This window comes from Aquitalea pelogenes (assembly GCF_041914625.1).
GTDB classification, from domain to species: Bacteria; Pseudomonadota; Gammaproteobacteria; order Burkholderiales; family Chromobacteriaceae; genus Aquitalea; species Aquitalea pelogenes.
In genome coordinates, this window is sequence record NZ_JAYSDA010000028.1 from 1 (window position 1) to 12098 (window position 12098).

Below are 12098 nucleotides of genomic sequence, written 5' to 3' on the forward strand. Positions count from 1 at the left end.
CGGACAAGAAGGCCCTGATCGAAGCCGCCATGCAGCGCGCCGCCGCGCAAAAAGCCGCGCAAGCCGACAAGGCCGCCTCCACAGGCCAGCCAGAGAAACCGGAAAACACATGACAACCACCACCATGCGACTTGCCCCCAGCCTGGCTCGCCGCCAGGGCCTGACGCTGTTTGCCCTGCTGCCGGGCGTGCTGGTTTTGCTGGCGCAGCAAGGCAGGCTCGCCCTGTTCAACCTGCTGCTGGCCCTGTGTGGCAGCCTGCTGAGCGACATGGTCTGCCAAGCCTTGCGCAAGCAGCCGCTGGCCACCAGCTGGCGACAGCCCGCCAGCCTGTTAACGGGGACGTTACTGGCCCTGTTACTACCCATAGGCACCCCGGCGGGCATGCTGCTTGCAGCCTGCATGATTGCCGTGTTGTGGCGACAACTGTTTGGCGGAACCGCCCACGGACCGTTTCACCCGGTTCTTGTCAGCCTGTTGGTGCTCTCCCCCTGTCTGCCCACCATCCTGCCCGCTCAAAATGCAGCGCTGAGCCTCGCCTTGCTGGGCGGTGGCGTGTGGCTGCTCTGGCAAGGTCTGATTGCCTGGCAAGCACCTGCGGGTTTCTGTCTGGTATTGCTGGTAAGCCTGCCACTTGGCACCGGCTGGTTGTTGCTGCAGCCCGCATTGTGGCTACTGCTTGGCTGGGTGATGACGGATGGCAACAGCACCCCCATCACGCCACGGGGCAGGCTTATTCATGGTCAGGCTGCCGGCCTGCTGTGTGTCGGCTTTGCCGCGCTGACCCAGTGGTCGGACATTACCCCGCTGCTGGCAGCCATCCTGTTGCTGCTCAGCGCCGCCGCGCCACTGGTGGACCAGTTGCTGCAGCCAGCCCCTCGCACGTAGAAACCACAGTGGCTTCGGCAGCGCCCCTGCCTGCGCTACAATCACCGGTGCGCCATTTTCCGGACGCACCGGTACTCAACCAGCCATCAGCCAGCCGCCATGAACGCCACCAAGCGCTACGAAATCTTCCGCCGCCTGCGCGAGCACAACCCCACTCCCACCACGGAACTGGAATACCGCACGCCGTTCGAGCTGCTGATTGCCGTCCTGCTGTCGGCCCAGGCTACCGACGTCAGCGTCAACAAGGCCACCCGACCGTTGTATGCCGTGGCCAACACCCCGGCCGCGATGCTGGCGCTGGGCGAGGAAACCGTGGCCGACTACATCAAGACCATCGGTCTGTACCGCACCAAGGCAAAGAATGTGATTGCCACCTGTCGCCTGCTGCTGGAAAAACATGGTGGCGAAGTGCCCGACGACCGTGCCGCACTGGAAGCCCTGCCCGGTGTGGGGCGCAAAACAGCCAATGTGGTACTGAACACTGCCTTTGGCCACCCCACCATCGCTGTGGATACCCATATTTTCCGCGTGTCCAACCGCACCCGGCTGGCACCGGGCAAGGATGTGCGTGAAGTGGAAGACAAACTGCTGCGTTATGTGCCGGCAGAATTCAAGGTAGATGCACACCACTGGCTGATTCTGCTTGGTCGCTATGTGTGCAAGGCGCGCAAACCGGAATGCCATCGCTGCGTGATTGCCGATTTGTGTGAATACCCGGCAAAACCGGTATGATTAAATGATTGCCAGCGGAATATGGCTGGCAGTTCTCTGGAAATACAGCTGATCGTCCCTATATCGGTCTGAAAGCCTCCCCGAAAGGATAATTCTGTGACTCCGTATCTTCGCCCCATCGTCGGCGCCCTTCTGGCTGCGTCGTTGCTTTCGGGTTGCGACAAGATCGAAAGCCTGTTCCACAAGCAAAACCAGCCCGCCCCGGTGGCTGTACCTGCACAGTCGGATGGGCGTGTCGCCATGTTGCTGCCTGACTTTACCCAGCTGGTCGAGCGTGATGGCCCGGCCGTGGTAAACATTCAGGCCAACCGCACAGAGGCGGCACCACAGCAAAGCGAAATGCCTTTCCCGGTACCGGAAGACGACCCGCTGTTCGACTTCTTCAAGCGTTTCATCCCCAACCAGCCCAACCAGCAGGACCAGACGCCGGAAGAAAGCGTGTCCTTTGGCTCCGGTTTCATCATCAGTGATGACGGCTACATCATGACCAATGCCCACGTGGTGAGCGGCGGTAGCCAGATCAAGGTGATGCTGACCGACAAGCGCGAGCTGAAAGCCCGCCTGGTGGGCCTGGACAAACGTACCGACGTGGCACTGCTGAAAGTGGATGCCTCCAGCCTGCCGGTGGTCAAGATCGGCAGCCCGTCCCAGCTCAAGGTGGGCGAATGGGTGGCAGCCATCGGCGCACCTTTCGGCTTTGAAAATACGGTGACGGCAGGCATTGTATCGGCCAAGGGCCGCAGCCTGCCGGATGAAAACTACGTTCCGTTCATCCAGACCGACGTGGCCATCAACCCCGGCAATTCCGGTGGGCCGCTGTTCAACCTGCGTGGCGAAGTAGTAGGTATCAACTCGCAGATTTACAGCCGCTCCGGTGGTTTCATGGGCATTTCCTTTGCCATCCCGATTGACCTGGCGATGAACGTGGCCGAGCAGATCAAGGCCAAGGGCAAGGTCAGCCGCGGCCAGCTGGGCATCAATATCCAGGAAGTATCGCAGGAGCTGGCACAATCCTTCGGCCTGCCCCGCCCCAGTGGTGCGCTGGTGGTGCGTGTGGATCCGCAAGGCCCTGCCGGCAAGGCTGGTCTGCAGACCGGGGACATCATCCTCAAGCTGGATGACCGCAATATTGAAAGCTCGAAAGACCTGCCGATGATGGTGGGTTCGCTGCAACCGGGTGCAAAGGTCAAGCTGTCGGTATGGCGCAAGGGCGAAGAGAAAACCATTCAGGCCACGCTGGGCGAACTGGCACCGGAAGCCAGCCCCCAGGCCAAGCAGCAGGACGAAGCCGCTCCGCAGAATTTCCAGTTTGGCAAACTGGGGCTGACCGTCACCGAGCTGACCGCACGCCAGCGTACCGAGCTGGGCCTCAATGGCGGCCTGCTGGTACAGAAGGCGCAAGGTGCGGCCGCACGCTCCGGCCTGCAACATGGCGACGTGATCATGGGGCTGAACCAGAATGAAATCACCTCGGTGAAGAGTTTCGAGAAGGCGCTGTCCAGCGCGCATGGCAAGATAGCCTTGCTGGTGCGGCGTCAGGACAGCACCCTGTTCGTGCCGCTTCGCCTCGATTGAGCATGCCGACAAGCCGCCGCAAGGCGGCTTTTTCACGGCTGCCGATATCGCTGCCGACATCCAATAAACCAGCAAAAGCAAAGGAGAGAAAATGAGTTTTCTGACAACCGATTTGTGCGATGCCAACGAAGGCCGGGTGCGTGTGGTCGAGCCCATGTTCCAGCGCTATGGCAACCATGCCCGCTTTGCCGGGCAAATCGTCACCCTCAAGCTGTTTGAGGACAACACCCTGGTGCGCGAAACCCTGGCCCAGGATGGCCATGGCAAGGTGCTGGTGGTGGATGGCGGCGGTTCACTGCGCTGCGCACTGCTGGGCGACCAGATTGGCGACCTGGCGGTGGCCAATCACTGGGAAGGAGTGGTGATTTATGGCTGCATCCGCGATTCGGTAGCGCTCAACCAGCTGCCCTTGGGAATCCGCGCACTGAATACCCATCCGTTGAAATCGGTGAAGCGCGGCGAAGGCCAGCGCGACCTGCCGGTAAGCTTTGGCGGTGTCACCTTTACACCGGGAGAATGGCTGTATGCCGATGAAGACGGCGTGATTGTGGCGGCCGAAGCCCTGCTCTGACACGCCAGCTTCACACTTCCCTTACCAGTCACGCGCCGTCGTGACTGCGTTCATGTACCGGCAAGGCGGCCTGCTTTGCCGGTTCGCCCCAGTCCAGATGCTCCTGCCACCAGGTATGGAATTCCGGCGCCAGTTGCTCCGGCGCGTCCAGCGTGGCGGCGGTGATGTCGATATCGTCCGGGTCGGACTCATGCTGATAACTGAGCGTGGCCCCGCAATGCGGACAGAAACCGCGCTGCACCGCCGTTGATGAGTGATAGTAGACCGGCTTTTCACTCAGCCACTCCAGTTCGATCAAACGCACGGTGAACCAGGTGAGAAACGCCGCACCACTGGCCTTGCGGCAGCTGATGCAATGGCAATGCGTGACATGAAAGGGCTGGCCATGCACCCGGTAGCGCACGGCGCCACACAGACAGCCGCCATTCAGAATGCTGCTCATGATGGTCTCCTGCTGGGCGGAGCCTGGCTTGGACAGGCACCGACGTTTGGCGTGCTTGTTCAAGAACTATAGACAGTTATAAGCAGTCTTGCAGGATGAATGGCGGGCATGAAAAAACGATGCCGTTTTGCGGCATCGTTTGGGCGGGAAAACGACTGGCTGTCTATCAGGCCGGCTGGGTAGGTGTCTTGTTATCCAGCGCCGTCATCTGGTTGCGTTCATCAACAAACACCAGCTTGGGCTGATGGTTGACCAGCTCGGCATCTTCATACTGGGCAAAAGAGGCGATGATCAGCAGGTCGCCCGGCGCAGCACGGCGGGCGGCCGAACCATTGACCGAGATGACACCGGAGCCGCGCTCTGCCTTGATGGCGTAGGTGGCAAAGCGCTCACCATTGTTGACGTTCCAGATCTGCACTTCCTCGTATTCACGGATATCGGCAGCTTCCAGCAGGTTTTCGTCAATGGCGCAGGAACCGATGTAGTGCAGCTCCGCGTGCGTGGTGGTGACACGGTGCAGCTTGGACTTGAGCATGATGCGTTGCATGGTACTGAATTCCCCGGCCCGCCTTAGCGGGTGATTTCCACATTATCAATCAAACGAGTACGACCCAGACGGGCGGCAGCCAGCACCACCAGGCGCTTTTCACCGGCGTGGGCGATTTCCAGGGTATCGGCCTGGCGCACTTCAACATAATCCACCGTCCAGCCTGCCTGTTGCAGGTCGGCGCTGGCCTTGGCTTCCAGCCCGGCGTAGTCGTTGTCCCCGGCCAGCAAGGCTGCGCGCATGGCGGACAGGTTACGGTACAGGCGCGGTGCTTCGGCGCGTTCTTCGGCAGTGAGATAGCCATTGCGCGAAGACAGTGCCAGCCCGTCTTCCGCCCGGCCAGTATCCACCGGCACGATGGCAACCGGAATGTTCAGGTCGTCCACCATGGCCTTGATCACATGCAGTTGCTGGAAGTCCTTCTTGCCGAAACAGGCCACATCCGGCTGCACGATATTGAACAGCTTGCTCACCACCGTGGCCACGCCACGGAAATGGCCGGGGCGGAAGGCACCGCACAGCTCGTTCTGGATATGCGGCGGCTCCACGTTGAAATCCTGCTTCACGCGCGGGTACAGTTCCTGTTCGGTGGGGAAGAACAAGGCGTCCACGCCGGCGGCTTCCAGCTTGGCACAGTCGGATTCGAAGGTACGCGGATAGGCGTCGAAATCCTCGCCCTGACCAAATTGCAGGCGATTGACAAAAATGCTGACCACCACCTTGTCGGCATGCTCGTGCGCGGCGGCAACCAGAGCGAGGTGACCCTCGTGCAGATTACCCATGGTGGGAACAAAGGCCAGCTTACCGGCCTGGCGACGCCATGCACGCATGGCTGCCACGCTGCGGATGATTTCCATTTCCTTACCCTTTTGGCTTAGAAGGTATGTTCGGCAGCCGGGAAGGTCCCTGCCTTGACTGCCTTGACGTAGGCTTCGACCGCACCCTGGATGCTGCCGGCCTCATTCATGAAGTTCTTGACGAAACGGGCTTTCTTGCCCGGATACACACCGAGGATATCGTGCAATACCAACACCTGACCGCTGACATCAGCACCAGCACCAATGCCGATGGTGGGCACGGCAACGGCTTCGGTCACGCGCGCAGCCAGTTCGGCGGGCACACATTCCATCAGCACCAGGCTGGCACCGGCATCGGCCAGCTTGCGGGCATCATCCAGCAGGCGTTCGGCATCGCTCTGGGTCTTGCCCTGTACGCGGTAACCGCCAAAGGTATTGACGAACTGCGGGGTGAGGCCGATGTGCGAACAGACCGGAATCCCGCGCTCCACCAGGAAGCGGGTGGTTTCTGCCATGAAACCGCCACCTTCGAGCTTCACCATGTGGGCACCGGCCTGCATCAGGCGGGCAGCGCTGGCAAACGCCTGCTGCGGGCTCTCCTGATAGCTGCCGAACGGCAGGTCGCTCAATACCATGGCATCGCCGGCACCAGCGGCGACACAACGGGTGTGGTAGACCATTTCTTCCATGGTCACCGGCAGGGTGGAATCACGATTCTGGATCACCATGCCCAGAGAATCGCCCACCAGCAGAATCTCTACCCCGGCCTGATCAAGGAGGGTGGAAAAGCTTGCGTCATAGCTGGTGAGCATGACGATCTTCTGGCCTTCGGCGGCCATCTTCTGCAGGGTGTTGACGGTAATTTTCATACCTGTACTTCCTCGGTGTGGTCGGGAAATGCAAGGCGTCACTTGTATTCAGACGCTCTTGTTGAAGTAGCTGCGCTGTCCGCGCATCTCGCTGATGCAGCGCAACAATAGCTCGAAATCCTCGTTACCATCAACCAACTCGAGATGGTCGGTATTGACGATCAGCAAGGGTGCCGCTTCGTACTGATGGAAAAATTCGCTGTAGGCGGCATGTACGCGCTTGAGGTAGCCTTCGGGGAAATCCTGCTCCAGCTGGCTGGCGCGGGCCGCACTGCGCTCCAGCAACACCTGCTCGGAAGCTTGCAGATAAATCACCAGGTCCGGCACCGGATACTGTGGCAGCAGTTGCTGGGCCAGACGCTGGTACAGCGCCAGTTCCTGCTCGTCCAGATTCACCCGGGCAAACAGGGCATCCTTTTCAAACAGGAAGTCGGACACCACCGGGCTGGCCAGGGTGTCGCCCAGCAACATGCCGCGTGCCATGTCGGCCCGTTGCATCAGGAAGGACAGCTGGGTGGCCAGGCCATGCGAGGCGACATTACGGTAAAAACGCGGCAAGAAGGGGTTGGCGGCCGGGTCTTCGGCCAGCAATTGCACACCCCAGTAGCTGGCCAGCCGACGGGCCAGTGCCGATTTGCCCGAACCGATGGGGCCTTCAACTACCACATAACGCAAATGGCTGTGACTCATGATGAGCTCCTAGAACGGGCAGGCTAGGCCAGCTTGCGCACACCACTGCAATCCAGGGTGGCGGCAATGGCAGCGGCCTGGCCATGCTCCCCTACCGGCAGGTCGGGGGCGATTTCTGCCAACGGTACCATGACAAAGGCGCGCTGGTGCATGCGCGGATGCGGCAACATCAGCTGCGGATCATCCAGCACGGTATCCTGATACAACAGGATGTCCAGATCCAGCACCCGGGGGGCATTGCGGAAGCTGCGCTCACGCCCGAAACCGGCTTCGATCTGCATCAGCGCCTCCAGCAAGTCATGCGGACTCAGGCTGGTTTCCAGCTGTGCCACGGCATTGATGAAGTCAGGCTGATCCAGATACCCCACCGGAGTGGTGAGATAAAGAGAAGAATGCGCAAGCACGCTGGTGCCGGCAAGAGCAGCAAGGGCCGCTAGCGCGGCCCTTATTTGCTCGGCCGGTTGCTCCAGGTTGCTTCCCAGAGCGACATAGGCCAGGCTCACTCGGCCTCTCCCCCTCCACCGGTGCTCTCGGCACGGCGGCGGTTGCTGGTGCGACGACGGCGGCGCTTCTTGGCCGGTTCGTCAGCGCCACTGTTCTTGGCTTCGTTGATCAAGGCTTCGCGTTCGGCCTGATCGCCACGCTGGAAGCCTTCCCACCATTCCACCAGGCTGGCCGGCAACTCGCCCGCTTCGGCGCGCAGCGACATGAAGTCGAAGGCGGCTCGGAAGCGCGGCTGTTCCAGGAAGCGGTAAGGACGGGCACCGGTACGGCTGTCGAAGCGGCCTTGCAGCGTCCAGATTTCGCGCATGGTGACGCTGAAACGGCGCGGAATGGCAAAATCGTTGTCCTGCTCGTTTTCCACGTCGGCAATCGCCATCTGCAAGGCTTGCAGTGGCTTTTCACCAGCGGCGATATGTTGCTGCCAATGCTGGTTCACCTGTTGCCACAACAAGGTGGCCAGCAGGAAGCCAACAGACACCGGCTTGTCGGCACGGATACGCGCATCGGTACTTTGCAGGCCCAGTTGCAGGAACAAATCGTCGCCATCCTCGCCCATCACCGCGTCCAGCAGCGGGAACACGCCGCGTGACAGCCCTTCCTCGCGCAGCTTTTTCAGGCAGGCATAGGCATGGCCGGACATCAGCAGCTTGAGCATTTCGTCAAACAGCCGGGCCGGGGGTTCCTTTTTCAGCAGATGGGCATGGGCACGGATAGGCTTGCGGGTGTCTTCGTCAATCTCGAAGCCCAGCTTGGCGGCCAGGCGCACCGCGCGCAGCATGCGCACCGGGTCTTCCTGATAGCGCCGTGCCGGCTGGCCGATCATCACCAGCTTTTTGGCCTTCAGGTCCTTCACCCCGTGGTGATAGTCGATGATGGACTCGTCGGACGGATCGAAGAACAGCGCATTGACGGTGAAGTCACGGCGGTGCGCGTCTTCTTCCTGACTGCCGAAGGTGTTGTCCGCCATGATGCGGCCGGACTCGTTCTGGTCGTCAATACCGCCACCGCGGAAGGTGGTGACCTCGATGGTTTCCGGGCCCACCATCACGTGCACGATGCGGAAACGCCGGCCAATGATGCGCGAGCGGCGGAACAGATGATGCACCTGCTCCGGCGTGGCATTGGTGGCGACGTCAAAATCTTTGGGTGCGACATCCAGCAACAGGTCACGCACAGCCCCCCCTACCACGAAGGCAGAGAAACCGGCTTCCTGCAGACGGGAAGTCACCTTGAGCGCAGCAGTGCTGAGCTGATCGCGGCGAACGCCATGCTGGGACAGCGGAATCACGCGTGGTTTGCTACGGCGTTTGCCCATGCCAGACGGCAGCTCCAGTACTTTACGGATAAGCTTGCGGATCATTTAGAGGAATAAGGACGTGGAATGAAGGGATTCGCAAGAAAGGAATTCAAGCGGCAGATTATAGCCTGAATCTTCTGACAAGATATACCGCTCTGGCCCAATTTATCCTGACAGACAATAGGCCACATGCCGGGTGATGATTGCCCGCCGTCGGCAGCGGGCCTAGAATCGCACACCATCTGCCGCATTTTCCGTGTAAAGACCGCCCGTGATTCCCTTACTCGCCCTGGATATCCAGACCCTGCCTGATGTCGATGGCATCCGTACCCTGTACCAGCTGGATACCGACATCAGCGATGCAGACGTCGTCTACTTTGCCCTGCAACGCAGCCGGGCCAGCCGGGCGGATGAATTCCTGCCCTACCACCTGCATCGTGTGGTCGGCATTCATGCCGTGCTGCACATCCGTCAGGAAGTGGTTTTGCACCAGACACTGCCCGGGCAGGATGAAGCGGGCATGCTGCAAACCCTGTCCACCCTGCTGAACGAACACATGCCGCAAATTGTCAGCTGGCAAGGTTCCCAGTTGATGCTGCCGGTATTGCGCCATCGCGCCATGATGCACGGCATTGCCTTCCCCGGCGGTGCCAACGGGCTGTTTGGCCAGACGCTGGAACTCAGCCGCCTGCTGTGCCAGAACGCCCAGCCTGGCTGTGTACCGCAGCAGGAAATGGCCGGCCTGTGCGGCTTGCCGCGCATTCCCGATTACGACGCGGCCCAGTCCTGGGCCATGGCCGCGGCAGGCCAGTTGCCGGCCCTGCTGGCGCACAGCGCACAGCGCGCCGCCTGCCATTACCTGATGTGGCTGCGCCTGGCTGCACTGCAAGGGCAGATTTCCGCCCTCACCCGCAGCCAGCACGAGCAAAAGCTTGCCCAACTGCTAGGCCAGCAAGGCGCAGGATGGCCGGATTTCCTGCAACAGTGGACAGCATGCAACAGGGCTTGACAGGCTTTTCTGACGGGAATAATCTTTTCCCATGCGCCGATTTGATACAGCTTGCTGGGCGCACTATAAATGCCAGCTAAAGCGTGAGTCGGAAAACCCGCTGCGCTCTCTGGCCCGGCGGGTTTTTCTTTTTCCGTCTTATAGTGCGCGCACTGTGCGACATCGGGCATGTTGAAGGTAGTACCGTTTTACCGTTCCTGGCTGTGTCCGGAACACCGGCGCCGAGTTAATCGACAACTTGCAGGGCGCCCAAAAATCCTGCTAAAGCGTCGCCTGACGGTAAGGTCGGGCACGCAACAGCGCCACCCATACCCGATGGAGTTTCACCATGTACGATTGCCTGCAAGACAGCTGTAGCGACTTTTCCTTTGCCGTATACGATGCCGTGGGAAGAAAACGCCCCCTTCAAGGCAGCCTGACTGCCACCTTGCTGTCCGCCGACAGCAGCCTGCCCCTGCAAGACCTGATCAACTACGCTGACCAGCTGGGTTACAGCAGTCAGCTGGATGAAAGCGGCTTGCTGACCATTCATGATGTCGGCCTGCTGGATGCACTGAACATCAACAGCCGCTTTGGTCAGCATCTGATCATCAGCTGCGATTTGCGCCGCGAAACGCCAGTACGTTTCTGAGCGCAGCAGACGTTTGCTCGCCCATTCCGGCAGCACAGGCTGAAGCGCGCCAGCGCATGGCTGGCGTCGCCATTGCACAAGACAGGCCGGGCAGCGGCTCCTTATAATGGAGCGCTTGCCTACCTTGTCGAATTGATCCGCCTCCATGCTGCAGGAACTCAAAAGCGCTGCGCCCGGTGCCATTACCGGTGAAGCCAGACAGATCGTCCGCCTTGCCTTGCCGATGATGATTGCCCAGGTCGCTCAGGTGGCCACCGGCTTTGTCGATACCGTCATGGCCGGGCGCGTCAGTACTGATGATCTGGCAGCCGTCTCGCTGGGAGCCAGCATTTTCATCACCGTCTATGTGACCCTGATGGGCGTGGTGACGTCGCTCAATCCGGTATTGAGCCATCAGCTGGGCGCTGGAGAGAAAGAACAGATTGGCGAAACCGGCCGCCAGGGCATGTGGTTCGGCCTGTTTGTCGGCCTGCTTGGTGCCGCCGCCATGCTGCTGGCCGAACACCCCTTGCGCCTGTGGCTGCAACTGCCAACCGACGTGGAAGACAAGGTGATGCTGTTCATCACCGGTACTGCCGTGGGCATGCCTGCCGCCATGGTGCACCGTGCCCTGCATGCTTATGCCTCCAGCCTGAACCGCCCCAAGGTGATCATGGTGGTCAGCCTGATTGCACTGGCGCTCAATATCCCGCTCAATTACGCGCTGATTCACGGCCTGTTCGGCCTGCCCAGACTGGGCGGTGCCGGTTGCGGCTGGGCCACCGGCATCGTGTTCTGGTTCAACTGCCTGACGCTGCTGGCCTATATCTGCTGGCATCGCCATTTCCGCCCCTACGGCCTGACCAGCCGGATGAGCTGGCCCGACTGGAAGCGCTACGGGGCCTTCCTCAAGCTGGGCCTGCCCATCGGCCTGTCCTTCTTTGTCGAGGTCAGCCTGTTTTCCTTTATCGCCCTGCTGATTGCCAAGCTGGGCATGACGGTGGTGGCCAGCCACCAGTCGGTGCTCAATTTTTCCAGCATCATCTACATGCTGCCGCAAAGCATTTCCACCGCCCTCACGGTCAGAGTCGGCCAGCGCGCCGGTGCTGGCGACTACCATCAGGCCCGTTTTGTTGCCGGAGTCGGCCTGCTGGTGGGGCTGGCCACCGCGCTGTGCACCATGTTGCTGGTGCTGTGGCTGCGCAGTGACATCATGGCCATTTATTCGCCCGACCCGAAGGTCATTGCCATGGGTTCCAGCCTGCTGTTGTTTGCGGCGGTGTTCCAGCTGACCGATGCCGCCCAGACCATTGCCTCCGGCGCACTGCGCGGCTACAAGCTGACCACGATTCCCATGGTGATCCACATTACCGCCTTCTGGGGCATAGGACTGGGGCTTGGCATCACGCTGGGCCTCACCGACTGGCTGGTTTCCCCGATGGGCATTTACGGTTTCTGGCTGGCACTGGTCATCAGTCTGAGCATTGCCGCCCTGATGCTGGTGAGCTACCTGGCGCGGGAAAGCCGCCTGCGCCTGCTGCGCCACAACACCCTGCAAGAAAGCTGATG

General features: G+C 60.7%; 14 protein-coding genes. 7 read left to right on the forward strand and 7 right to left on the reverse strand.

Annotated features, from left to right (window positions below; genetic code table 11):
- Window positions 1–109: 109 nt before the first annotated feature.
- The 4 genes from ACE3SE_RS18115 (at window position 110) to rraA (ending at window position 3764) form a co-directional block, all read left to right on the forward strand.
- On the forward strand, window positions 110–886 hold the full coding sequence (locus ACE3SE_RS18115; RefSeq protein WP_374557307.1) for an RnfABCDGE type electron transport complex subunit D: 777 nt from the start codon (window positions 110–112) through the stop codon (window positions 884–886).
- Between the two features lie 99 nt (window positions 887–985).
- Window positions 986–1618 (forward strand): endonuclease III, encoded by a 633-nt coding sequence (gene nth / locus ACE3SE_RS18120; RefSeq protein WP_045847082.1) that lies wholly within the window; start codon window positions 986–988, stop codon window positions 1616–1618.
- Between the two features lie 96 nt (window positions 1619–1714).
- Window positions 1715–3193: a DegQ family serine endoprotease gene (locus ACE3SE_RS18125; RefSeq protein WP_062789342.1), complete on the forward strand. Its 1479-nt coding sequence runs from the start codon at window positions 1715–1717 to the stop codon at window positions 3191–3193.
- A 91-nt stretch (window positions 3194–3284) separates the two neighbouring features.
- Entirely contained in the window at window positions 3285–3764 is a 480-nt protein-coding gene (gene rraA, locus ACE3SE_RS18130; protein WP_045847080.1) for a ribonuclease E activity regulator RraA, read from the forward strand.
- Window positions 3765–3792: 28 nt separating this feature from the next.
- Here rraA and ACE3SE_RS18135 read toward each other — a convergent pair whose 3' ends face one another.
- From ACE3SE_RS18135 to pcnB, 7 genes are all read right to left on the reverse strand, one after another.
- The gene (locus ACE3SE_RS18135; RefSeq protein WP_045847210.1) at window positions 3793–4206 is read right to left on the reverse strand and encodes a GFA family protein; all 414 of its coding nucleotides are present in this window, start codon (window positions 4204–4206) and stop codon (window positions 3793–3795) included.
- Window positions 4207–4372: 166 nt separating this feature from the next.
- Window positions 4373–4753 (reverse strand): aspartate 1-decarboxylase, encoded by a 381-nt coding sequence (panD, locus tag ACE3SE_RS18140; protein ID WP_062789341.1) that lies wholly within the window; start codon window positions 4751–4753, stop codon window positions 4373–4375.
- A gap of 23 nt (window positions 4754–4776) precedes the next feature.
- Window positions 4777–5610, reverse strand: a complete 834-nt coding sequence (gene panC / locus ACE3SE_RS18145) for a pantoate--beta-alanine ligase (protein WP_045847078.1) — start codon at window positions 5608–5610, stop codon at window positions 4777–4779.
- Window positions 5611–5627: 17 nt separating this feature from the next.
- Complete coding sequence (panB, locus tag ACE3SE_RS18150) at window positions 5628–6419, reverse strand: 3-methyl-2-oxobutanoate hydroxymethyltransferase (protein WP_045847077.1); 792 nt, start codon at window positions 6417–6419, stop codon at window positions 5628–5630.
- A gap of 48 nt (window positions 6420–6467) precedes the next feature.
- Window positions 6468–7109, reverse strand: coding sequence for a deoxynucleoside kinase (locus ACE3SE_RS18155; protein ID WP_045847076.1), 642 nt, complete (start codon window positions 7107–7109; stop codon window positions 6468–6470).
- 23 nt (window positions 7110–7132) lie between these two features.
- Complete coding sequence (gene folK, locus ACE3SE_RS18160) at window positions 7133–7612, reverse strand: 2-amino-4-hydroxy-6-hydroxymethyldihydropteridine diphosphokinase (protein ID WP_045847075.1); 480 nt, start codon at window positions 7610–7612, stop codon at window positions 7133–7135.
- Complete coding sequence (gene pcnB, locus ACE3SE_RS18165) at window positions 7609–8973, reverse strand: polynucleotide adenylyltransferase PcnB (RefSeq protein ID WP_374557311.1); 1365 nt, start codon at window positions 8971–8973, stop codon at window positions 7609–7611. Before pcnB ends, folK begins: the two co-directional genes overlap by 4 nt.
- Window positions 8974–9181: 208 nt before the next feature.
- On the opposite strand from pcnB, the gene ACE3SE_RS18170 reads away from it, so the two are divergent.
- The 3 genes from ACE3SE_RS18170 (at window position 9182) to ACE3SE_RS18180 (ending at window position 12096) form a co-directional block, all read left to right on the forward strand.
- The gene (locus tag ACE3SE_RS18170) at window positions 9182–9919 is read left to right on the forward strand and encodes a hypothetical protein (protein ID WP_374557313.1); all 738 of its coding nucleotides are present in this window, start codon (window positions 9182–9184) and stop codon (window positions 9917–9919) included.
- 328 nt (window positions 9920–10247) lie between these two features.
- A complete protein-coding gene (locus ACE3SE_RS18175; protein WP_374557315.1) occupies window positions 10248–10550 on the forward strand; it encodes a hypothetical protein in 303 nt (100 codons plus the stop codon).
- Window positions 10551–10695: 145 nt separating this feature from the next.
- Window positions 10696–12096, forward strand: coding sequence for an MATE family efflux transporter (locus tag ACE3SE_RS18180; protein ID WP_374557317.1), 1401 nt, complete (start codon window positions 10696–10698; stop codon window positions 12094–12096).
- Window positions 12097–12098 lie beyond the last annotated feature (2 nt).